The 18917-nt window shown below is 62.1% G+C and carries 31 protein-coding genes and 3 tRNA genes; 22 read left to right on the top strand and 12 right to left on the bottom strand.

From position 1 onward, the window contains the following. Positions 1-8 precede the first annotated feature (8 nt). Both PY254_RS10540 and PY254_RS10535 read right to left on the bottom strand, forming a co-directional pair. The gene (locus tag PY254_RS10540; protein ID WP_281012000.1) at positions 9-227 is read right to left on the bottom strand and encodes a TraR/DksA C4-type zinc finger protein; all 219 of its coding nucleotides are present in this window, start codon (positions 225-227) and stop codon (positions 9-11) included. Position 228: 1 nt separating this feature from the next. Then, positions 229-768 carry a hypothetical protein gene (locus tag PY254_RS10535; RefSeq protein WP_281011999.1) on the bottom strand — a complete coding sequence of 180 codons (540 nt, stop codon included), beginning with the start codon at positions 766-768 and terminating at the stop codon, positions 229-231. A 297-nt stretch (positions 769-1065) separates the two neighbouring features. Between PY254_RS10535 and PY254_RS10530 the strand changes: the two genes are divergently transcribed. The 21 genes from PY254_RS10530 (at position 1066) to PY254_RS10430 (ending at position 10597) form a co-directional block, all read left to right on the top strand. Further along, the gene (locus tag PY254_RS10530) at positions 1066-1788 is read left to right on the top strand and encodes a S24 family peptidase (protein ID WP_281011998.1); all 723 of its coding nucleotides are present in this window, start codon (positions 1066-1068) and stop codon (positions 1786-1788) included. Next, on the top strand, positions 1785-2201 hold the full coding sequence (locus PY254_RS10525; RefSeq protein WP_281011997.1) for a hypothetical protein: 417 nt from the start codon (positions 1785-1787) through the stop codon (positions 2199-2201). Before PY254_RS10530 ends, PY254_RS10525 begins: the two co-directional genes overlap by 4 nt. A 202-nt stretch (positions 2202-2403) precedes the next feature. Then, positions 2404-2673 carry a hypothetical protein gene (locus tag PY254_RS10520; RefSeq protein ID WP_281011996.1) on the top strand — a complete coding sequence of 90 codons (270 nt, stop codon included), beginning with the start codon at positions 2404-2406 and terminating at the stop codon, positions 2671-2673. Beyond that, positions 2673-2894, top strand: coding sequence for a hypothetical protein (locus PY254_RS10515; RefSeq protein WP_281011995.1), 222 nt, complete (start codon positions 2673-2675; stop codon positions 2892-2894). The genes PY254_RS10520 and PY254_RS10515 overlap by 1 nt, the downstream gene beginning before the upstream one ends. After that, a complete protein-coding gene (locus PY254_RS10510) occupies positions 2891-3040 on the top strand; it encodes a hypothetical protein (RefSeq protein WP_281011994.1) in 150 nt (49 codons plus the stop codon). The genes PY254_RS10515 and PY254_RS10510 overlap by 4 nt, the downstream gene beginning before the upstream one ends. Further along, positions 3037-3357 carry a hypothetical protein gene (locus PY254_RS10505; protein ID WP_281011993.1) on the top strand — a complete coding sequence of 107 codons (321 nt, stop codon included), beginning with the start codon at positions 3037-3039 and terminating at the stop codon, positions 3355-3357. Before PY254_RS10510 ends, PY254_RS10505 begins: the two co-directional genes overlap by 4 nt. After that, positions 3354-3485 (top strand): hypothetical protein, encoded by a 132-nt coding sequence (locus tag PY254_RS10500; RefSeq protein ID WP_281011992.1) that lies wholly within the window; start codon positions 3354-3356, stop codon positions 3483-3485. Before PY254_RS10505 ends, PY254_RS10500 begins: the two co-directional genes overlap by 4 nt. Beyond that, a complete protein-coding gene (locus tag PY254_RS10495) occupies positions 3482-3730 on the top strand; it encodes a hypothetical protein (protein ID WP_281011991.1) in 249 nt (82 codons plus the stop codon). Before PY254_RS10500 ends, PY254_RS10495 begins: the two co-directional genes overlap by 4 nt. Before the next feature lie 286 nt (positions 3731-4016). After that, positions 4017-4343 (top strand): hypothetical protein, encoded by a 327-nt coding sequence (locus tag PY254_RS10490; protein ID WP_281011990.1) that lies wholly within the window; start codon positions 4017-4019, stop codon positions 4341-4343. A 73-nt stretch (positions 4344-4416) separates the two neighbouring features. Then, the gene (locus PY254_RS10485) at positions 4417-4779 is read left to right on the top strand and encodes a hypothetical protein (RefSeq protein ID WP_281011989.1); all 363 of its coding nucleotides are present in this window, start codon (positions 4417-4419) and stop codon (positions 4777-4779) included. Beyond that, positions 4772-5020: a hypothetical protein gene (locus tag PY254_RS10480; protein WP_281011988.1), complete on the top strand. Its 249-nt coding sequence runs from the start codon at positions 4772-4774 to the stop codon at positions 5018-5020. Before PY254_RS10485 ends, PY254_RS10480 begins: the two co-directional genes overlap by 8 nt. Beyond that, a complete protein-coding gene (locus tag PY254_RS10475; RefSeq protein ID WP_281011987.1) occupies positions 5013-5189 on the top strand; it encodes a hypothetical protein in 177 nt (58 codons plus the stop codon). Before PY254_RS10480 ends, PY254_RS10475 begins: the two co-directional genes overlap by 8 nt. Then, a complete protein-coding gene (locus PY254_RS10470) occupies positions 5182-7017 on the top strand; it encodes a DNA cytosine methyltransferase (RefSeq protein WP_281011986.1) in 1836 nt (611 codons plus the stop codon). The genes PY254_RS10475 and PY254_RS10470 overlap by 8 nt, the downstream gene beginning before the upstream one ends. Beyond that, on the top strand, positions 7014-7319 hold the full coding sequence (locus PY254_RS10465) for a hypothetical protein (protein WP_281011985.1): 306 nt from the start codon (positions 7014-7016) through the stop codon (positions 7317-7319). The genes PY254_RS10470 and PY254_RS10465 overlap by 4 nt, the downstream gene beginning before the upstream one ends. Beyond that, entirely contained in the window at positions 7316-7513 is a 198-nt protein-coding gene (locus PY254_RS10460; protein WP_281011984.1) for a hypothetical protein, read from the top strand. The genes PY254_RS10465 and PY254_RS10460 overlap by 4 nt, the downstream gene beginning before the upstream one ends. Continuing rightward, positions 7503-7682 (top strand): hypothetical protein, encoded by a 180-nt coding sequence (locus tag PY254_RS10455; protein ID WP_281011983.1) that lies wholly within the window; start codon positions 7503-7505, stop codon positions 7680-7682. The genes PY254_RS10460 and PY254_RS10455 overlap by 11 nt, the downstream gene beginning before the upstream one ends. Positions 7683-7795: 113 nt before the next feature. Then, positions 7796-8026 (top strand): hypothetical protein, encoded by a 231-nt coding sequence (locus PY254_RS10450; RefSeq protein WP_281011982.1) that lies wholly within the window; start codon positions 7796-7798, stop codon positions 8024-8026. A gap of 876 nt (positions 8027-8902) precedes the next feature. Beyond that, complete coding sequence (locus PY254_RS10445; RefSeq protein ID WP_281011981.1) at positions 8903-9154, top strand: hypothetical protein; 252 nt, start codon at positions 8903-8905, stop codon at positions 9152-9154. Positions 9155-9227: 73 nt separating this feature from the next. Continuing rightward, complete coding sequence (locus PY254_RS10440; protein ID WP_281011980.1) at positions 9228-9485, top strand: hypothetical protein; 258 nt, start codon at positions 9228-9230, stop codon at positions 9483-9485. A 68-nt stretch (positions 9486-9553) separates the two neighbouring features. Further along, positions 9554-9706 (top strand): hypothetical protein, encoded by a 153-nt coding sequence (locus tag PY254_RS10435; protein ID WP_281011979.1) that lies wholly within the window; start codon positions 9554-9556, stop codon positions 9704-9706. A gap of 672 nt (positions 9707-10378) precedes the next feature. Further along, positions 10379-10597 (top strand): hypothetical protein, encoded by a 219-nt coding sequence (locus tag PY254_RS10430; protein WP_281011978.1) that lies wholly within the window; start codon positions 10379-10381, stop codon positions 10595-10597. Positions 10598-10648: 51 nt separating this feature from the next. Here the strand turns inward: PY254_RS10430 and PY254_RS10425 are convergent, their stop codons facing one another. Continuing rightward, a complete protein-coding gene (locus PY254_RS10425; protein ID WP_281011977.1) occupies positions 10649-10864 on the bottom strand; it encodes a hypothetical protein in 216 nt (71 codons plus the stop codon). A 57-nt stretch (positions 10865-10921) separates the two neighbouring features. Between PY254_RS10425 and PY254_RS10420 the strand changes: the two genes are divergently transcribed. Further along, positions 10922-11230, top strand: a complete 309-nt coding sequence (locus PY254_RS10420; protein ID WP_281011976.1) for a hypothetical protein — start codon at positions 10922-10924, stop codon at positions 11228-11230. A gap of 32 nt (positions 11231-11262) precedes the next feature. On the opposite strand, the gene PY254_RS10415 is transcribed toward PY254_RS10420, so the two are convergent. The 9 genes from PY254_RS10415 to pheA all read right to left on the bottom strand — a co-directional run bounded on the left by PY254_RS10415 (position 11263) and on the right by pheA (position 18836). Further along, complete coding sequence (locus PY254_RS10415) at positions 11263-12378, bottom strand: site-specific integrase (RefSeq protein WP_281011975.1); 1116 nt, start codon at positions 12376-12378, stop codon at positions 11263-11265. A 150-nt stretch (positions 12379-12528) separates the two neighbouring features. Beyond that, positions 12529-12602: transfer RNA gene (locus PY254_RS10410), tRNA-Cys, on the bottom strand. An 83-nt stretch (positions 12603-12685) separates the two neighbouring features. Then, positions 12686-12761, bottom strand: a tRNA-Gly gene (locus PY254_RS10405). Between the two features lie 126 nt (positions 12762-12887). Continuing rightward, positions 12888-12963: transfer RNA gene (locus tag PY254_RS10400), tRNA-Gly, on the bottom strand. Positions 12964-13034: 71 nt separating this feature from the next. Continuing rightward, complete coding sequence (pgsA, locus tag PY254_RS10395; RefSeq protein WP_281011974.1) at positions 13035-13646, bottom strand: CDP-diacylglycerol--glycerol-3-phosphate 3-phosphatidyltransferase; 612 nt, start codon at positions 13644-13646, stop codon at positions 13035-13037. Between the two features lie 71 nt (positions 13647-13717). Then, positions 13718-15544 (bottom strand): excinuclease ABC subunit UvrC, encoded by a 1827-nt coding sequence (uvrC, locus tag PY254_RS10390; protein ID WP_281011973.1) that lies wholly within the window; start codon positions 15542-15544, stop codon positions 13718-13720. Between the two features lie 38 nt (positions 15545-15582). Then, the gene (gene kdsB, locus PY254_RS10385) at positions 15583-16362 is read right to left on the bottom strand and encodes a 3-deoxy-manno-octulosonate cytidylyltransferase (RefSeq protein ID WP_281011972.1); all 780 of its coding nucleotides are present in this window, start codon (positions 16360-16362) and stop codon (positions 15583-15585) included. Positions 16363-16425: 63 nt separating this feature from the next. Continuing rightward, on the bottom strand, positions 16426-17736 hold the full coding sequence (aroA, locus tag PY254_RS10380; protein WP_281011971.1) for a 3-phosphoshikimate 1-carboxyvinyltransferase: 1311 nt from the start codon (positions 17734-17736) through the stop codon (positions 16426-16428). Further along, positions 17733-18836: a prephenate dehydratase gene (gene pheA, locus PY254_RS10375; RefSeq protein ID WP_281011970.1), complete on the bottom strand. Its 1104-nt coding sequence runs from the start codon at positions 18834-18836 to the stop codon at positions 17733-17735. The genes aroA and pheA overlap by 4 nt, the downstream gene beginning before the upstream one ends. Between the last annotated feature and the right edge of the window lie 81 nt (positions 18837-18917).

Here is an 18917-nt window from a genome sequence, read left to right as displayed (position 1 = left end):
TCTGCATGTCAGACCGCCGTACGTGCGCACGCGTGCGTGCCCTGTTCCGCATCACGCTGGCAGTCAATGCACAACGTGGCGCCCATCTGTTGGCGTATCGGCGCGATCGCTTCCCCGCAGTCCAGGTTCGCGCAATGCGTGCGCCCTGCCCCGGTAGGCTTGCGACTGGCCAACACGTGGTCGATATCTTCCTGCTGCCGGCGTTGTGCTACGTCGATGACGTCCATGTCAGCGCTTCCGCTTCGGCGCGGACGCATCCACACCCGCCGCCGCCAACAACGCCGGCAGCGCTTCAAGCATGGCCGTCAGCTTCGCCGAGGCTTCCTGCTGAGCCACCGCAGGATCACGCAGATACTTGTCCGCCAGGTAATGCACCGGGCTCATGTCGCCGGTGCGCTGGATGTAGGTCTCGAGTTCGTCGATGGTCATGCCGCGAGATTTGCCGGCGCTGTCGAAGCCGGCCAGTTTCTCGGTCAGGCGCGACGGCGACAGGTCCATCTGACCCGCCACGAAAACCAACCCACGGCTATAGACGCCGTTGGCCATGTGATCCCGCAGGTTGCGCGATCGCTGCGCCAGTCCGGGTTCAAAGGTGAGGCTCATCTGCTGCATCGTTGACCCCTTCCGGGTATTTCTTGGGAACACGTGTTCCCAAGAAAACCCCTGAACATCTGAAAAAATGCGGCGCATGAGCACCGCACAGAAAAATGAATCAACCAGTTGTCGAAAGTTGCAGCGCTGCGGCGCGGCCACCAGATCTCGTGACATCGCACTCCGAGTTTTCGCGGCCCCCGGCCACGCGAGCGCCTGGCAGCCCGAACATGTCCAGGTGCGCCAGACGTACTTCCGCGGGAATACCTCGCACCGTCCAGTTGTGGACGCGTTGCGTAGATCCAGTTCCCTCAAGTTCCAACCGGCGAGCAACCTCTGCCGGCCCACCAAGGGCGTCGATTACTGCTTTGTCTGCGTGGTATTTGGGCATGGCGGTCATTAAACGCCATGTGTAGCAGCATTGTCAACGGCGCGTGTAACAACACTGCGTTTAATTGCCGAACAATTCCACTTATGAATGAACCCCGCGCGCACCCATCATCGATCCGACTGGCGGAGGCCGCTGAGCGCATGGGGGATTCTTCGCCGACGGCGATCGCCAGGCGCCTGAATGTTTCCGTCCAGAAGGTATCCAACTGGATCTCGCGCGGCGTATCGAAAGAAGGCGCGCTTGAAGCCCAGGCTGCTTACAACGTCGATGCCAACTGGATTCTTGGATCGACCACCGATGCGAGACTATCGGTGCGTGAATCCGAAGCGCCTTACAGCTCAGGCCGATCTACTGCGCCAATCTCACCAGATGACGATTCTATCGGCTACCTTGGCAGACCGCCGTTGTGGCGGGTTCCTATCAGGGGGAACGCCGGAGTGAACAAACAGGGATTCTGGTTTCAACTGGACAATGACAGCGCATTCGAAAGCTTTTTTTACCCAACCACTGACCCCGCGGCATATGCCATACGCATCAAAGGTGACAGCTATGATCCCGCGATCGAGGCGGACGATTGTGTTCTGATCGAACCGAGCGTCGCGCTTCGCATTGATGGCCGTGTCTTGATCTGCCTGAAGGATGGTCGAAGCACCATTCAGCGACTTCGGGTCTACAATCAGCATGAATACAAGCTTCAGAGCATCACCAACAGCGGCGAGCGCACAACCATTTCGGCCAGCGAGGTCGAATCAGCTCATTTTGTTCGAGGTAATTTCAGCATGCATGGTTTGGGGGTCGATTCATGAAATGGACCCTACTCGCCCCGCTGATGTTGGCGCTTCTGGGCGGATGCCAGCCAAATGACGCCACCACGGGAACATCAGCCGTTGCAGGCCCGGTAATCAAGGCTGATCAAGAGGTGCAGCTCGCACGCTCCAGCTACGGATGCATATACCCCATCGTCCTATCCGCCGCGATCGACCATTACAATCGGCACGAGTTCACAGCCTGGGCATCGACCGTCAACGGCCCTGGTTGCTTCTACGATCTGCCACCGGATTTGCGGTGGACGGTACTGCAAGTGCGAGACGGCGCCGCTCAGATCGGCTTTCACACTACGTCTCAATATGAAGCCGGGAAAGACGCGGCACCAAACATTGGCCAGGACGATTACTGGGTGCCACTCGAGTTCATGATGCCCGCACCCGAGCAGCCGTAGGCATCCGCGAGGGCGCCCGGACAGGCACCTACGCCAGTTGCGGGCGCCATTTCAACCACAAACGCAACCACTGCCCGCTTCGGCGGGCTTTTTATTGTCGTTCACTACGCGCGCATCAGGTTGTTAAACGTAGTGTTGACAAGATGATTAAACGTGGTGTGTAATCTCCCCTGCGCCGCACATCGCGGCCAGGGAGATCACCATGATCGAGCGCGTCATACCTCACCCCGCCGGCCGCTTCGCCCGCTGCCGCACCTGCAACGCCGAGCCGCGGCACATCCGCGCAAGTGGCCGCAGCAGCCGCGAGCCGGTCCAGTTCCTCGCCACCGCCCAGCGCCACGGCATCGAATGCCGCTGCGGTTCGCGCACCGCCCGCCACGACACCCTCACCGCCGCCGAAGCCGAGTGGGGCAGCGACCACGCGCAGCTCGCGCTGCCGCTGCGCGTCTCGCGCCGCCGGAAGGTGGCGTGATGGCCAGCCGCCAGATCACCTACCCCATGCCCAACCGTCGCCGCATGCGTGCTGAAGTGCTCAAGCACGCGGTGCTCACGGAACAGGGCTTGAGCCAGGCGGTGTCAGCTGAAACCCGCGGCATGCAAGGGTTCGGCCTGTGCCTGCGCATGACCGTGCAGGACCACGCCATGGCCGCGTTCGCCGCCGCCCGCGTCTACTACCTCGGTGACGACGCATGAACCGCGTCGACCCCACCTTCCGCTACCCGCCGCCGATCCCCGCGCCGAAAACGCCCGACCGCGCCCTGCTGATCGGCCTGGGCCTGATCGTGCTGGCATCGCTCGCGTTCGTCGTGTTGTGCGTCTTCAAGGCGCTGCATGGATGAACGTGCAACTCACCGCCGACCAGCACCACGCCATCGACCAGATGGAAGGCCTGCTGCAGCGCTACTACCGCAAGCACAACCCCAGTTACCTCGCCCGCGATGCACGCACCCAGGGAGCCGCCCGCATGAGCGCCACCGCCACTGCCAAACACGAAGCCGACGGCTGGCGTGGGCTGATCACCGACGCCGAAGGCCACGTGCTCACCCGCACCGTCAACCTGTACGCCACCAGCGACAAAGCCATCGACGGCGCGAACCGCCTGTGGGCGTTCAAACAGCAACGCTACGCCGCCGATCCGGCCGGCGGTGCTCTATGAGCCCGCTGCTCGTCTTCGTCATCGTTCTGGTCGTGGTGCTGGTGCTGCTGGTCGCCTACTCCGTGCTCACCATCGCCGCGCAAAACGACAGCCACAACACCCCCACGGACAAGGATGAAACCCCATGACCGTCCACACCATCCGCCAGATCACCGCCCTGCAGCGCGCCAACACCCGCTGGACCAATCGCCAGAAGCGCCAGGCGATCGCACGCCAGCAACGCGCCACCGCGCCGCCGCGACCCAGCAAGCTCGCCCGCTTCCTGCGCGTCTGCAACACGGTCGAAAACAGCAGCCTGCTGTGGAAAAGCTTCACTGCCGCCTTCGTGATCGGCTACATCGCCTACTTCGTCAGCCACTGGCCACACGCATGAACAACCACCGCCGCCCGTCGGCCCCAACGGGTGAGGCCAGCCGGCCAGTGCCTCGCGTCTGCATCCGCAACAACCCCGGCAGTTGGGAACACCGAGCGCATCGTCGATGCGGCTGAATCCATCTCAGTATTCCTCTCGGTTACGCCCCAGCGGTGTCGCAGCCTCGCCTGTTCCACAGGCTGCACCCACCAGCGCCCTGCGCATGTTTCCCCTGGCATGCAGCCGGTCGACTCCCCGCGATCTGCAGGGCGCTGCTGAGTCATCCCACAACGTGTTGAGCACCACCATGACCCCTCTGCGCCCCATCGGCCACATCGCCGGCAACCTGCCCATCCTCGCGGTCACCATCGTGTATCGCGTGCGCATGGCCAACGACGCACGGCAGTACGTGTGCTGGGTCGATGACGACGGCTGCGTCTACCTCGCGCTCACCAGCCACCCACGCGCCAACGCCATGCTGCGCCACGCGCAGGAACAGCGCGTCAACACCTACCGCAAACCGCGCCAGGCACCGTTCCCGTGCACCGCCACCGACATCACCGACGACCTGCGCCAGGCCCGGGCCGCGTTCGCCCAGCGCACCCTGCACGAAGCCAGCGAGGCCGCCGCATGAGCGCCACCGGCAAAGACTCCACCGCCCAGCATGCTCGCCAGCAAAGCGAAGCCCTGCAGCGCAGCACCGGCGAGTGGTACTGCACCTCATCCCACCATTACACCCGCGCCGAAGCAACCACCTGGCGCGGCCGGCGCATCTGCCAGCCCTGCAAAACCCGCCTACAGGCACTCCGCAAAAAGGCCATCCGATGAACAGCACCGAACAACTCCACCACCGCGCTCAACTGGCCGTGCTGGTCGCCTCCAGCGCCACCATCGCGCAAAGCCACCTCAACAAAGCCCTGCAACTGGCCACCGAAGGCCGCCACGACATCGCGGTCATCGATGACCTCAACAAATCCATCGCCGCCACCGAACGCGCCATCAAACACGCCGAACAATGCCGCCAAAGGCTGCTGCGCAAGGCGGATCGAAAGGAGCAAGCCCATGCGTGATCTCGAAACCACGCTCATCGAGCTGAACCGCTACGGATCCCCCAAGGTAGTCCGCATGGATCGCGGCTGGTGGGCCCGCTGCAACCTTTTCGTGCAAGCCAAGGGTGCCGAGGTAAACGTCGATTCTGAAACGACACATGCCACACCATCCGCCGCTGCCTCTGAATGCCTTGAGCGTGTCGAAGCCGTCGTGCACGGCATCAGCCAGCTAGCCGACCAGAAGGCACTGCCCCGTGCCTGACTTCAAGCCCATCGCCCATGCCACCACCGATGGCCGTGTAGCTGTCTACATCGGTGCCGGATACCAGCAGCTGCCTCTTGAAGCGGCGCGGTCACTGGCCACGCAACTAGCCATAGCCATCGAGCAGGCAGAACAAGCCATTGGCGCCGTGGGTGAGCTGCATGGCTGACGGAACCCAGCACGGCTTCAACTTCCCACGCCAGGCTTTCACATCCGCGCTTCGCCCCGGTGAAATCGTGCTCGACTTCTTCGCCGGCGGCGGCGGCGCCAGCGAAGCGCTGCGGCAGGCGTTGGGCCGCGACCCCGACATGGCCGTCAACCACGACCCCATGGCCATCGGCCTGCACGCCGCCAACCATCCATTCACCCACCATATGCAAGCCGACGTGTGGACCGTCGACATTCTGCGTGAGGTAGCGCGCCGCAAGGTCGGCTGGTTCCACGCCAGCCCCGACTGCACCCACTTCAGCCAAGCCAAAGGCGGCCAGCCGCGGGCGCGTGCCACGCGATCGCTGAGCTGGGTGGTGCTCAAGGTTGCCGGCACGCTGGCGGCAGCAGGCCTTGCGCCGCGCATCATCAGCCTCGAAAACGTCGAACAGATCCTCACATGGGGGCCGCTGGTGGCCAAGCGCTGCAAAACCACCGGCCGCGTGCTGAAACTGGACGGCAGCGTGGCCAGCAAGGGCGAGATGGTCAGCGTGTGGGACCAGCAACTGGTGCCCGACAAACGCCACGCCGGCCGTACCTGGTCGCAGTTTGTCGCCGCGCTGCGCGCCATCGGCTACGTGGTCGAATGGCGCAAGCTGGTGGCCAGCGACTACGGCGCCGGCACCATCCGCAAACGGTTGTTCCTCATCGCCCGCCGCGACGGCCAGCCCATCGTCTGGCCTGCGCCTACCCACGGCAAAGCACCCGGCCTGCTGCCGCTGGTGACCGCCGCCGATTGCATCGACTTCACCGTGCCGTGCCCGTCCATCTTCACCCGCAAGAAGCCGCTGGCCGAAGCCACCATGCGGCGGATCGCCAAGGGCATTCAGCGGTACGTGATCGATGCGGCGGAGCCGTTCATTGTGGGCTGTGGTGGCCGCATGTCGCAGACCTCCGAACGCGGCACATCGCAACCCATGCAGACGATCACCGCCAAGGCGGACAGTTGTCTCGGAACTGCCACGCTCGCGCCGCTGATCACTGAGATGGCCAACGCCAGCAACCAGCGCACCATGCCAGCGGATGAACCGCTGCGCACGATCTGCGCCGGGGTGAAGGGTGGCCACTTCGCGGTGGTGTCACCGACGCTGGTCGGGGTCGGTGGCCGGGCTGCGCAGACCGACCAGCGCCCCGGCAATGAACCGCTGATCACGATCACCAGCAAAGCAGACTGCGCGGTGGTCACCGCATTCCTCGAGCAAGCCAACGGCGGTGGCCCCAACGGAAACCCCGCACGCGCTCGCGGTTGTGACGAACCCGTCAGCTCAGTCACCGCCACCGGCAGCCAGCAGCGACTGGTCACCGCGCACATGGCCAAGCTGCGCGGCACCAGCAACGCGGCAGACGTAGCCGACCCGCTGGCCACCATCAGCGCCGGCGGCGAGCACCACGCGCTGATCGAGTGCACCTTGTCACCGGAACACGAAACCGGCGCGCTGCGTGTCGCAGCATTCATGGTGAATTACTACGGCAACGGCACCGCGCTCGACCTGCGCGAACCGCTCGACACCATCACCACCCGCGATCGCATCGCACTGGTGACCGTCGTCATTCATGGCACGCCCTACGTCATCGTCGACATCGGCCTGCGCATGCTGCGGCGCGAGGAACTGTTCCGCGCCCAAGGCTTCCCCGCCGACTACATCATCGATCGCACCGCCAGCGGCCAGCGCCTCACCATCAGCCAGTCCGTGCGCATGGTCGGCAACAGCGTCAGCCCACCACCACTCTGCGCACTGGCCCGCGCCAACCTCGACCCGGTCACCATGCCGGAACGGATCGCCGCATGAACACGCAACCCGCCGCCAACGATCCGACGATGGACCTGCAGCAAGCCGCCGACTTCCTGCATCTTGGCCTGAAATCCATGAAAGAACTGGTCGACAGCGGCGCGGTTCCGGCCCTGTCGCTCAATCAGAAACACACCATCCTGCTGCGCGACGACCTCATCGCCTACGTGCGCGAACAAGGCCGCGCCCAGGCAGCACGCCGCCGCAGTCGAAAACCCATCGACGCACCACCGACCCGCGCCAAACGATCCACCAGCAAGCCGAACCTCGACGCATACGAGCGCACCGGTGGTGACCGATGAAGATGACCGCAAGCGAGGCCGCCGAAATACTGCGCAGCCACAACGCGTGGCGGCGTGACAGCGACGACGAACCACACGTACAAACAAACCCACGCCGGCTGGGTGTGGCGATTGATATGGCAGCGGCAGCGCTTGAGCGCGAAGCGAAGCGCGTCAGGGCGGTGGCAACCGAGGCGGCACGAAATGAAGATTGAAGGAACGGTTGTTGAAATGGGCGACCTTGAAGGCATGACAACGCCAGGCATACGCACCGAATCGGGCGACCAGTTCATTGTGATAAGCGGGCTGACTCGCGAGCAGATTGCCGCGCTGCCGCCAGTGATGTTTCGAACCGTAACGATCGACATCGAACTTGCAGCATAACGCCTGAATTAAGCGGCGGCGCAGCCGTCCGCTTGGATGACGTGTTAGGCCGCGTTGCGACGAACTTGGAGAATGAAGTGGCTGTTAATTGGTCAAAAGCAAAGAAAGTGGCAATGGATAAATGGAAGGCGCAGGAGCTTTTCCTGTGGGGAGCAATTTCGATATTGCACCCCACCAGGAAGGTTTCCGAGCCAGTAACCCCGATGGCTCTGCAGGAGTTCTCGCTTGGGCGTGAAATGGCCGTCCGAGGATTTGTCCGGCTGTCCGCCGACGCCGATCCGGTGGACATGGTGCAACGGATGCAACAGGACTACGGATTCAGATTGCCGCGGCCTAACGATTAAGTTGAGCGGCAACGGTACGTTGTCCGCTCGGACGCAGTGTTAGCTTGCGATGCAACCAAAGGAAATGAAATGGAAAACGAAATTCTGAACTGCCCATTTTGCGGAAGCGCACACGTTGAATTGACATGCAGTGGATCTGCTTGGTTTGTGCGATGCAACGAATGCGATGCAACCGGCACAAGCATTACCGATGGTGAGCCGGATGACAGTGCGCAGGCCGTGGCGGCATGGAATATCCCGCCGCGGATAGCGAGCTAACGCCTGAATTAAGCGGCGGCGCAGCCGTCCGCTTGGATGACGTGTTAGGCCGCAACGCGAGGAATTATGAGCCACAAAGACGCACCACAGGAAACCCCAACGCAGACAGAATGCCGCGAGTGGTGGGTAAAAGCCCAGCCGCACATTACACGCGCATGGGGCCGTGACAAGAACGGAGTCTTTTTTGCCGAGGAAAGCCGAATGCTGCACTTGTCATGGCTTGCGGCAAGAGACACCGCCACTGCGGCCTAACCCCTGAATTAAGCGGCGGCGTAGCCGTCCGCCTTGAATGTAGTGTTAGGCCGCGCTGCCCGGAGGTTTGCAATGTGTACCGAAGTGAACGTGATACGCGCTGGCGAAGCAATTGAGTGCGAAACCGTTGGGCAGCTTGCTACGGCGCTTGACCTGCAGCCAGCAGACGTGAGCGCCGACCCGAGCGACTGTTGCTTGTGCAATGCGCGATGGGGTGAACTCGGCGCAAGGCGGGCAACGGAAGAAGAAGGCTGGCCGTTTCCCGAATACATCATTGAGCGGCCTAACCCAATGGTAAGCCGTGGCGGAACGCCATCGGCTTGACCTACGTGTTATGCGGCGGCGCCACGAACTTGGAGAACCCGAATGAAGTACCACGCACCAACCCAGCAATTCACGATTGACCAGCGCGCGCTGCTCGGCGTGTCCATGCATTTGCGCTACGCGATTATGAGCATCAGGAAACAGGCCGGATTGCCACTGACGCCGCACAAGCATGATGGGCCGATGGAGACGGCGCAGTTTGCCGAAAAGGCACTGCTCGATGTTGCCGGCGAGATCGGAATAGACATGGGTGCGGATTGGCCTGGGAAACTGGATGTTTCAGACGCCGCCTAACCCTTGAGGTAAGCGGCCGGCGCTTTTCGCCGGTCCGCTTGACCACCGTGTTAGGGCGCAATTGGAGAGAACAATGAAAATTGAAGCGTACAGATGCACATGGGACGACACCGGCTGGATGCAGTACCACGACCGGACCGACCCGCTGCCGAAAAAATGGGACGACGCGCCGCCGGATGAAACGATTGCACTCGTGGCGAAAATTGATGCGGATGCGGAGATAGCCAGGCTGCGCGCGGCGCTCGACAAGATCGCAGCCACCACAGGAAGCGATGACCGCTGGAGATGTCTTGTGCAAATTGCGCGAGACGCCCTGCGGCCTAACCCTTGAATTAAGCGGCGGCGCAGCCGTCCGCTTGAATGACGTGTTAGGCGTGGAAACCACAAAAGGAGAACAACATGGGATTTTCCCTTGACCTATTTTTCAAAGACCTGATGGCCGTGATGGATTCGGACATGAAGGGTGCAAAGAAACTGCGCAAGCTGATGACGCTGATAATCGAAGCGCGAGCATACGCCAAGACTTGCGGACAACTTCGCGACGACGCCTAACCCCTGAATTAAGCGGCGGCGTAGCCGTCCGCCTTGAATGTAGTGTTAGGCCGCGCTGCCCGGAGGTTTGCAATGTGTACCGAAGTGAACGTGATACGCGCTGGCGAAGCAATTGAGTGCGAAACCGTTGGGCAGCTTGCTACGGCGCTTGACCTGCAGCCAGCAGACGTGAGCGCCGACCCGAGCGACTGTTGCTTGTGCAATGCGCGATGGGGTGAACTCGGCGCAAGGCGGGCAACGGAAGAAGAAGGCTGGCCGTTTCCCGAATACATCATTGAGCGGCCTAACCCTGTGGTGAGCGGCGGCTGAAAGCCGTCCGCTCGACCTACGTGTTAGGCCGCTATGCCAAGAACTTGGAGAAAACGCATGTTAAAAAAGTTGATGAAATTATTCGGGTTGGCAGGCGGTGATAACAGCCCTCAAGTGGACTACTGTCTTGGCTGCCAGCAAGCGGCCCAGAAAGTCTTTGAAGGCGCCGATCAGGTCGTTTGCCCGCAATGCGGTTGTTGCTTTGTAAATCGAAAGACCGCCGCGAAACTCATGGACAGTAGCAAAACAGACTGGCGTCTGACGGAGGAACCGCCACAGCGGCCTAACCCTTGAGGTAAGCGGCCGGCGGCTTTTCGCCGGTCCGCTTGACCGCAGTGTTAGGCGGCACCTACGGGAACTCAAATGAAAGACGAACGCGCAACCTCAATTGAACTGATCCGTGACGATTACGGCGATCTAGTGCACCCATACCCGTGGCGCTTTGCAATTACACACAAAGGCGTGAGACACGAGTTCTGCGGGATGCCGAACAAGTGCGCTACTCCCGGTGCTGCGCTGAGCAGGGCGACGAAGCGAATGAAGTGGTTAGAAGACGGCACCTACGCCGAACGCTACAAGTGACGCCTAACGCTGGAATTAAGCGGCGGCGCAGCCGTCCGCTTGGATGAGATGTTAGACCTTACCGCCGCGCCAGACATCCGACCACATACCACGAGTGTTCTTGCCGGAAGTGGCTCCGCACTGACGCGCAGCCTCTTTAGCCTCGACCTCCATGAACACATGGAAGGAGCCTGTGCCAGTACGAAAGACCAAGTACGAATTACCGTCCTCACCCTCGAACGTTTTCATTTCAAGGCCAAAACCTTCACGCTTTTTCTTTACGACCATGGAGAGGTGTTCCTTGTAAGGTCTAACCCTCATTATCCGAACCGCTGAAGGTCTGTCATGTACCGACGCACACGGAAGTACCAAGCCAGGCGCGATCGCCACCGCCCCGACATCGCGCCCGGAGATCAGCGCCCGCCCACATGGCAGCCGCCACTTCTCCGCCGCCGTATCACGATCGAAGACTTCGACGACGCCGAGCCGACTATCCACACGATCGAGCTATTCCGAACGCGGCGCATCGATAGCTACCGCGCCGTGGTCAACGGCGCGGAGTGGCACGCTGGCATCGGCTGGTCGCGGGTGCTCGACGGTCTTCGCCGCGCACTTCCGCGCCTGTTGAGTCCACGAAATAACGGCGGCGAATGATCCGCCGGGCAGCAGCAGCTATGCCCAAGCAGTTACCACAGCCGAGCCGCCAAGTTGGACCCGCGCAGGTTCGCATACCGCGCCAGCTGCGCCAGGCTTTTATGTCCCGTTATCTTGGCAATTTCCAGATCGCTCAGCTTCGTCCGCTCAAACAGACGGCTGGTCGCCTCATGCCGAAGATCATGAAAGTGCAGCCCCTCGCATTTCGCCGCGCTGAACACCCGCGCAAACTGCCGTGACAGCAGCGACGTGGTCCGCCGCAAGCTCGGCAGGCGGGCGTCGCCATCCCACCACGGAAACACCAGCTCACCGGGCTCCGCACTCTTCAACCGTACCGCCAACTGCGTCCGCAACACAGTCGTGATCGGCACCTGGCGCTTGCTTCCATTCTTCGTCTTGTCCAGGAAGATCGTGCGACGCTTCAAGTCGACCTGATCGACCGACAACGTGAACATCTCGCGCATCCGCATCGCCGACTCCAGCGCCATCTCAAACAGCAGCCGCAGCGCGTCCGCCTCACGCAACTCCAGCGCTCGTTGCCGATCATCCGGCCGCATGCCGTCCAGCACCGCACGGATCCGCGCTTCCTCGCCCAGCTCCAGCCGCCGATCGCGCTCAACATCATCCTTCGCCACGCCCTCCACCTGCGCGACGGCCGCCGCATCATCCGGCGTGTAACTCGCGTAGCCCTTCGGCAGCGAGCGCAACGCGTTGAACGGCACATCACCATGCCCAGCCAGCCAGTCCAGACAACGCGACAACGCGCCCACATGCTTGCGAATCGTCGACGGTGCCAGATTCTGCTTGCGCTTCAACTCACCCACCCAGCGCGTCGCCCACGTAAACGACAACTCGGCCAGACGCATATCCATCGGCAATCGCTGTAACACTACGCCCAACACCTTCGGATCATCCGCCGCCACATGCTGCCCCGCCAGATACCGCCGCACGCCATCGCGCAGCGTCGGGCGCAACTCACGCTTCGCCCCGAACTCATCGGGCACCACGCCGCGATCCAGCAACGCTTCCACCCGGCGCACATACTCATCGCCCTCCGCCTCATCCGTGAAACTCAAATACAACGGTCGCGGCAACAACCCCGCCCGCTTCACCGTGTAATGCCAGGCGTCACCACGCCGCCGTTTCATGGCCATCGAAAACCCCCGTACACGGATAATTGAGAAGCTAACGCGAGTTTGCCACCCAAAAACGGGTGGCAAGCGCCCGATTTTGTACCACAATCGCCGGATTACAGGCAAAGAAAAAGCGCCATATAGGCGCTAAGTCGTTGATTGCAATGGAGGCCTAGGTCGGAATCGAACCGGCGTACGCGGATTTGCAGTCCGCTGCATGACCACTCTGCCACCAGGCCATTGCTTCGTGAGCGCGACCATGATGATCGCAGCTTGTCTCTAAAAAACAAAACCCCGGAAAGCCGAGGTTCTGCGTTGAAACTGGAGCGGGAAACGAGACTCGAACTCGCGACCCCGACCTTGGCAAGGTCGTGCTCTACCAACTGAGCTATTCCCGCATCTGAGCCCGGAATCATACCAGAACGAAGTGACTTGTGAATAGCCTCGACAACATATTCCTGACGAGATTCATCCTGGTTCCGATACAACAAGGCCCCGAACATGTCAGGGCCCTGTCTTTGAACTGGAGCGGGAAACGAGACTCGAACTCGCGACCCCGACCTTGGCAAGGTCGTGCTCTACCAACTGAGCTATTCCCGCATTGGAGCCGCGCATTCTAATACGTGAATGCCGATCGTCAAGCCCGGATCGATACCAAGATCGAGGGACGCTCAGATATCGTCCCTTTCGACCGGCCGCGGCTGCGGTGTCTCGCCACTGAGAATCGGCCACGCGGCGCGCAGATAACTGAGGCCAGACCAGATGGTGAGTATGCCGGCAATCACCAGCAAAGCTTCGCCAATGTGGTACAGCCGCAGTGCCTCGGCAGCCTTCTCGTGCTGCACGATCAGCACCACCAGCGCAACCATCTGCATCACCGTCTTGAGCTTGCCGATGAACGCAACCTTGACCGTCGCGCGCATGCCGATTTCAGCCATCCACTCGCGCAAGGCGGAAACGCTGATTTCGCGACCGACAATAATTGCTGCCGTCACCGCCATCAGCACACCCGGCCATCCACCACGGTGCGCCTCCACCAGCAGGAACAGGGTCACCGCCACCATCAACTTGTCAGCCACCGGATCGAGGAAAGCACCGAACGCCGAGGTGAGATTCATCCTTCGCGCCAGGTAACCATCCAGCCAGTCGGTAAACGCGGCCAGCACGAACACGATGGCCGCGGTGATGTTGTGACCGGGGAACGGCAGATAAAAAACCACCACCATCACCGGCAACAGTGCCACGCGAAACAGGGTCAGCCAGGTCGGCAGGTTGATGCGCATGAGTTATCCCGAGAATTTGCTGCAGTTTCGCACGCCAGCACGCGCTTGCCGAGTCGAAGGTTTGCCGCAATTCAGCCATGCAGGCTGGCGTAGATCCGTTCAGCGAGCCCACGGTCAATGCCTCTTACCTGCATCAACTCCTCGACACCGGCACCTTCGACGCCCTGCATGCCGCCAAACGCCTTCAGCAGCGCCGAGCGCCGCCTTGCCCCCACACCTGGCACGTCTTCCAGCACGCTGTGCTCGCGCGCCTTCTCACGACGTTTGCGATGACCACTGATGGCGAAACGATGAGCCTCGTCACGCACCGCCGCCACCAGGTGCAGTGCCGGTGACGCCGAGCCCGGGTGCAGTTCGCGCCCCGTGTCCGCCAACACCAGCGTTTCCTCGCCCGCTCGCCGGCCCGGCCCTTTCGCCACGCCAATGACCTGTATTCCGTTGACGCCAAGTTCGCGCAATACGTCGAGCGCCTGCGCCACCTGCCCGCCACCGCCATCAATCAACAACACGTCCGGCCGCGCGCCCTCACCTTCGGCAACCTTGCGGAAGCGTCGAGTCAGCGCCTGATGCATCGCCGCGTAATCGTCGCCCGGGGTGATGCCGGCAATATTGAAGCGCCGGTAGTGCGACTTCTCCGGCCCTTCTGCACCAAACACCACGCATGAGGCCACCGTGAGTTCGCCCATCGTGTGGCTTATGTCGAAACACTCGATGCGACGAGGAGGTGCTTCCAGACCCAATACTTTCTGTAGATCGTCGAATCGTGCGCCCAGGGTCTGGCGACTGGCCAGACGCGCCGTCAGCGAGGCTTGTGCATTGCGCTCGGCCATCTGCAGGAACTGCGCACGGTCGCCGCGCACACTGGATTTCAGTTCCACCGCGCGACCGGCATGCTGGCTCAGCAATTCGGCGAGGATCTCGCGGTCGGCCAGCACCTCGCCGAGAATCAGTTCACGCGGCACCGGCCGGTCGAGGTAGTACTGCGCGATGAATTGCGCCAGCACATCCGCCGGCTCGGCATCCAGTGGCAGTCGCGGAAAGAACTCGCGCGTGCCCAGGCTGATGCCGTCACGGAAGAACAGCACGCTGACACAGGCCATGCCCGCTTCGATCCGGCAGGCAATCACGTCCATGTCGGCGCTGGCGCCTTGCACATGATGCTGTGCCTGCAGTTGGCGCATTGCCGCCACTTGATCGCGCAGTTTCGCGGCACGCTCGAATTGCAGCGCATGGCTGGCCTGCTCCATCGCCTCGGCCAGTTCGTCGATCACCGCGTTGCTGCGCCCTTCCAGGAACATCTCGGCATGGCGCACGTCGTTGCGATAGTCCTCGACACTGATCAAGCCGACGCAGGGCGCGCTGCAGCGGCCGATCTGGTATTGCAGGCACGGCCGCGTACGGTTGCGGAAATAGCTGTCCTCACATTGGCGTACCTTGAACAACTTCTGCATCAGGCTGAGGCTTTCGCGCACCGCATAGGTACTTGGATACGGCCCGAAATAACGCCCCGGCAAATTCTTCGCGCCGCGGTGGAAGGCCAGCCGCGGATAGTCCTCGCCAGTGGACAGGTAGATGTAGGGATAGCTTTTGTCGTCGCGCAGCAGGATGTTGTAACGCGGCTTCAGCGACTTGATCAGCTGTGATTCCAGCAGCAGCGCTTCGCCCTCGGTGCGCGTTACGGTGATTTCGACGCGGGCAATCTGCGCCACCATCGCGGCGATGCGCGGTTCCATCCGCGGCTTCAGGAAATAACTGCTGACCCGCTTCTTGAGGTTGCCCGCCTTGCCCACGTAAAGCAGTTCGCCGGCAGCGTCGAAGTGACGATAGACGCCCGGCGCGGAAGTGAGCGTGCGGACGAAGGCCTTGCCGTCGAACGGTGGGAGTTGCGCGGGTTGCATGGCTCGATTCTAGATGGCGACGCGCCCGATATGGTGGCTCAGTGCCTCGCGCTCAACCATTGCTCGGCACGAATCAGATCGGCCTCGGTGTCGATCCCTGGCGGGAACGGCTCGGGGGTCAGCCGCACGGCGATCGCGTGACCGTGTTCAAGCACGCGCAACTGCTCCAGCGATTCGATCTGCTCCAGCGGCGTGCGCGACAAGCGCGTATAGCGATCGAGGAAGCCGGCGCGATAGGCGTAGATGCCGATATGCCGCAGAAACGGCAGGCCAGCTGGCAGCACCGTGCGATCACCAGCAAACGCATCACGTGCCCATGGCATCGGCGCGCGACTGAAATAAAGCGCACGACCGCCAACGGCGCACACCAACTTCACCGCATTGGGGTCGAACAGTTCCTCTGCATCGACAATGGCCGTGGCCAGTGTTGCCATCGGCGCATCGTCATCGACCAGTGCTTGCGCTACCGCACGAATCCCCGCTGCGGGTGCAAATGGCTCGTCACCCTGCAGGTTGACCACGATGCTGTCATTACTCCAGCCGTAGTGCTGCGCACACTCGGCTAGCCGGTCGCTGCCGGAAGCATGGTCTGTACGGGTCATGCAGATCTCGATGCCGGGCTGCCCCGCCAGCGCATCGGCAATGCGCTGATCATCCACCGCCACTACCACCTGGACGGCGCCGGCCTGCAGCGCACGGTGGGCCACCCTAACCACCATCGGTACGCCACCGATTTCGCGCAGTGGCTTGCCCGGCAGGCGGGTTGAACCAAATCGGGCGGGAATGGCGACAATGAACGGAGCGACGATGTTCGACATGGACAATGCCTTCAATAACGGACTCAAGGTTGCCGCCAAGATACATGCTGCGGCGGCGACGGCTCAGCCGGCATCGCCCAGCTTGAAGCCGCAACCATTGGCCAACGCCAGAAAGCCCGGGAACGATGTCGCGACATGGCCGCAATCGTTGATTCGAACCGGCGCCGCAGCCACCAGCCCGGCGACCGCAAAGCTCATCGCGATGCGATGGTCGAGATGGGTTTCAATGACGCCACCACCGAGTCGACCACCCTGGATGATCGCCCCATCGGGAGTTTCCTCGATCTGCGCACCCAGCGCGCGCAACCCGGTGGCCATGGTTGCGATGCGATCAGACTCTTTCACCCGCAGCTCGGCCGCTCCGCGAATGATCGTGCGGCCACTGGCGACGGCCGCCGCGATGAACAACACGGGCAACTCGTCGATCATGTCCGGCACGATCGCCTCGGGTAACTCGATGCCGTGCAGCGGGGCATGACGTACCAACAGGTCACCGACCGGTTCGCCACCTGCCTCACGCTCACGTTCGATCGTGATATCGGCCCCCATCAACTGCAGCGCTTGCAGCAAACCGGTACGACGCGGATTGAGCCCGACGCTCTGTAGACGCAGTTCAGAACCCGGAACGATGCTGGCTGCAACGAGGAAAAACGCGGCCGAGGAAAAGTCGGCCGGCACATCGACGTCGGTGGCGCGTAGTGCATGGCCACCTTCAAGGGTGGCGTGACCCGGCGAAAAGACGACGGGCCAGCCGAACGCAGCGAGCATGCGTTCGGTGTAATCACGGGTCGGATGCGGTTCGATGATCTCGGTTTCACCTGCCGCATACAGCCCAGCCAGCAGCAGCGCCGACTTCACCTGGGCGCTGGCCACCGGCAACTCGTAACGGATGCCGCGCAACGGTTGGCCACCGTGAATATCCAGCGGCGGCAGGCCGTCACGCGTATCGATGCGTGCGCCCATCGAAGCGAGCGGCTCCGTCACCCGACGCATCGGACGTTTCGACAGGGAGGCGTCACCCATCAGACGACTGTCGAACGCCTGCCCCGCCAGCAAACCCGCCAGCAAACGCATGCCGGTGCCCGCGTTGCCGCAATCCAGCGGCTGCGTCGTGCCGCGAAGGCCATGCAGGCCCACGCCGTGCACCAGCCGTTCGCCGGACGACGGCGTCTCGATCCGCACGCCCAACTGGGTCAACACCGCGGCAGTGGCGCGGGTATCTTCGCCTTCAAGGAACCCGCGAATGCGCGAACTGCCTTCGGCGATCGAAGCCAGCATCAACGCGCGATGGGACACCGACTTGTCGCCCGGCACCTGCAAACTGCCATGCAGCGCGCCACCCGGACGGCTGCTCCAGTCCCGTTGCCCGCTCAAGGCAACGCCACCGGATAGGAACCGAGCACGCGCACGGTCGCCGTCGATTCGCCAATGTCCTGCACCGCTGCACGCAACGAACCTTCGTCGATATGCCCGGACACGTCGATGAAGAACGCGTACTGCCACTTACCGGTGTGCGCCGGTCGCGACTCGATGCGGTTCAGGCTGACGCCGTGCTTGGCAAACGGACTGAGCACGTCGTACAAGGCACCTGGCTTATCGTTCACGGTGATCAGCAACGAGGTGCGGTCATTGCCTGAAGGCGGGAACAGCGAGCGCCCAATCACCAGGAAGCGTGTGGTGTTGTCGGCGCGATCCTCGATACCCCTGGCCACGGTTTTCAGTCGATAGACCTTGCCCGCCGTCTCTCCGGCAATCGCCGCCACATCGTCGGCATGCACGGCCAGTCGCGCTGCCTCGGCATTGCTCGATACAGCAACGCACTCAACATTCGGCAAATTGATGCGCAGCCACGTTTTGCACTGTTGCAACGACTGCGCATGCGCGTACACGCGACGCACGTCTTCCAGCTTGCCACTGCGCGAATGCAGACACTGGTGCACGCGCAACTCGATTTCACCGCAGATGGTGGCCTCGGAGGTGAGGAACATGTCCAGCGTCATCTGGATCATGCCCTGCCCGGAATTTTCCACCGGCACCACGCCGAAGTCAGCATGGCCAGCCGCCACTTCCTGGAAAACCTCTTCGATACTGCCCAGCGGCAAGCCATAGGCGGCATGACCGAAATGCTTGCGCACGGCCTGCTCGCTGAAGGTGCCTTCCGGCCCCAGGAATCCGATCTTCAGCGGGTCTTCCTGCGCCAGGCACGAGGACATGATTTCGCGGAACAGGCGCACCACTTCGGTGTCGGACAACGGACCATGGTTGCGATCCACCACCATGCGCAAGACATGCGCTTCCCGCTCCGGGCGGTAGTAGTCAATCGCCGAAAGCCCTTCACCCTTGACCTTGGCCACGGTGCGCGCGTGATTGGCGCGCTCGGAAATAAGCTGCTGGATCTGCCGGTCAATGCTGTCGATGCGCTCGCGCATCTCGCTCAACGGGGTCTGGGGATCGATAGCGCTTGAATCGGTCATGCGATGATTGCCTGGATGGATGGACGTCCGTTTTGATGGACGTCCAAAAGGTAAGCCTGCATCCTGCCTGAAAACTTCAAC

Origin of the sequence: Rhodanobacter sp. AS-Z3 (assembly GCF_029224025.1) — a bacterium.
Taxonomy (GTDB): Bacteria; Pseudomonadota; Gammaproteobacteria; order Xanthomonadales; family Rhodanobacteraceae; genus Rhodanobacter.
Note: the sequence above shows the minus strand (reverse complement) of the source record. Positions and strands in the feature narration are given on the sequence as shown.

Bases quoted from the DNA above. Each gene is read 5' to 3' on its own strand.
- PY254_RS10540 (WP_281012000.1), bottom strand. From the start codon at position 227: ATGGACGTCATCGACGTAGCACAACGCCGGCAGCAGGAAGATATCGAC.
- PY254_RS10535 (WP_281011999.1), bottom strand. From the start codon at position 768: ATGTCACGAGATCTGGTGGCCGCGCCGCAGCGCTGCAACTTTCGACAA.
- PY254_RS10530 (WP_281011998.1), top strand. From the start codon at position 1,066: ATGAATGAACCCCGCGCGCACCCATCATCGATCCGACTGGCGGAGGCC.
- PY254_RS10525 (WP_281011997.1), top strand. From the start codon at position 1,785: ATGAAATGGACCCTACTCGCCCCGCTGATGTTGGCGCTTCTGGGCGGA.
- PY254_RS10520 (WP_281011996.1), top strand. From the start codon at position 2,404: ATGATCGAGCGCGTCATACCTCACCCCGCCGGCCGCTTCGCCCGCTGC.
- PY254_RS10515 (WP_281011995.1), top strand. From the start codon at position 2,673: ATGGCCAGCCGCCAGATCACCTACCCCATGCCCAACCGTCGCCGCATG.
- PY254_RS10510 (WP_281011994.1), top strand. From the start codon at position 2,891: ATGAACCGCGTCGACCCCACCTTCCGCTACCCGCCGCCGATCCCCGCG.
- PY254_RS10505 (WP_281011993.1), top strand. From the start codon at position 3,037: ATGAACGTGCAACTCACCGCCGACCAGCACCACGCCATCGACCAGATG.
- PY254_RS10500 (WP_281011992.1), top strand. From the start codon at position 3,354: ATGAGCCCGCTGCTCGTCTTCGTCATCGTTCTGGTCGTGGTGCTGGTG.
- PY254_RS10495 (WP_281011991.1), top strand. From the start codon at position 3,482: ATGACCGTCCACACCATCCGCCAGATCACCGCCCTGCAGCGCGCCAAC.
- PY254_RS10490 (WP_281011990.1), top strand. From the start codon at position 4,017: ATGACCCCTCTGCGCCCCATCGGCCACATCGCCGGCAACCTGCCCATC.
- PY254_RS10480 (WP_281011988.1), top strand. From the start codon at position 4,772: ATGCGTGATCTCGAAACCACGCTCATCGAGCTGAACCGCTACGGATCC.
- PY254_RS10470 (WP_281011986.1), top strand. From the start codon at position 5,182: ATGGCTGACGGAACCCAGCACGGCTTCAACTTCCCACGCCAGGCTTTC.
- PY254_RS10465 (WP_281011985.1), top strand. From the start codon at position 7,014: ATGAACACGCAACCCGCCGCCAACGATCCGACGATGGACCTGCAGCAA.
- PY254_RS10460 (WP_281011984.1), top strand. From the start codon at position 7,316: ATGAAGATGACCGCAAGCGAGGCCGCCGAAATACTGCGCAGCCACAAC.
- PY254_RS10455 (WP_281011983.1), top strand. From the start codon at position 7,503: ATGAAGATTGAAGGAACGGTTGTTGAAATGGGCGACCTTGAAGGCATG.
- PY254_RS10450 (WP_281011982.1), top strand. From the start codon at position 7,796: ATGGATAAATGGAAGGCGCAGGAGCTTTTCCTGTGGGGAGCAATTTCG.
- PY254_RS10445 (WP_281011981.1), top strand. From the start codon at position 8,903: ATGAAGTACCACGCACCAACCCAGCAATTCACGATTGACCAGCGCGCG.
- PY254_RS10440 (WP_281011980.1), top strand. From the start codon at position 9,228: ATGAAAATTGAAGCGTACAGATGCACATGGGACGACACCGGCTGGATG.
- PY254_RS10435 (WP_281011979.1), top strand. From the start codon at position 9,554: ATGGGATTTTCCCTTGACCTATTTTTCAAAGACCTGATGGCCGTGATG.
- PY254_RS10430 (WP_281011978.1), top strand. From the start codon at position 10,379: ATGAAAGACGAACGCGCAACCTCAATTGAACTGATCCGTGACGATTAC.
- PY254_RS10425 (WP_281011977.1), bottom strand. From the start codon at position 10,864: ATGGTCGTAAAGAAAAAGCGTGAAGGTTTTGGCCTTGAAATGAAAACG.
- PY254_RS10420 (WP_281011976.1), top strand. From the start codon at position 10,922: ATGTACCGACGCACACGGAAGTACCAAGCCAGGCGCGATCGCCACCGC.
- PY254_RS10415 (WP_281011975.1), bottom strand. From the start codon at position 12,378: ATGAAACGGCGGCGTGGTGACGCCTGGCATTACACGGTGAAGCGGGCG.
- pgsA (WP_281011974.1), bottom strand. From the start codon at position 13,646: ATGCGCATCAACCTGCCGACCTGGCTGACCCTGTTTCGCGTGGCACTG.
- uvrC (WP_281011973.1), bottom strand. From the start codon at position 15,544: ATGCAACCCGCGCAACTCCCACCGTTCGACGGCAAGGCCTTCGTCCGC.
- kdsB (WP_281011972.1), bottom strand. From the start codon at position 16,362: ATGTCGAACATCGTCGCTCCGTTCATTGTCGCCATTCCCGCCCGATTT.
- pheA (WP_281011970.1), bottom strand. From the start codon at position 18,836: ATGACCGATTCAAGCGCTATCGATCCCCAGACCCCGTTGAGCGAGATG.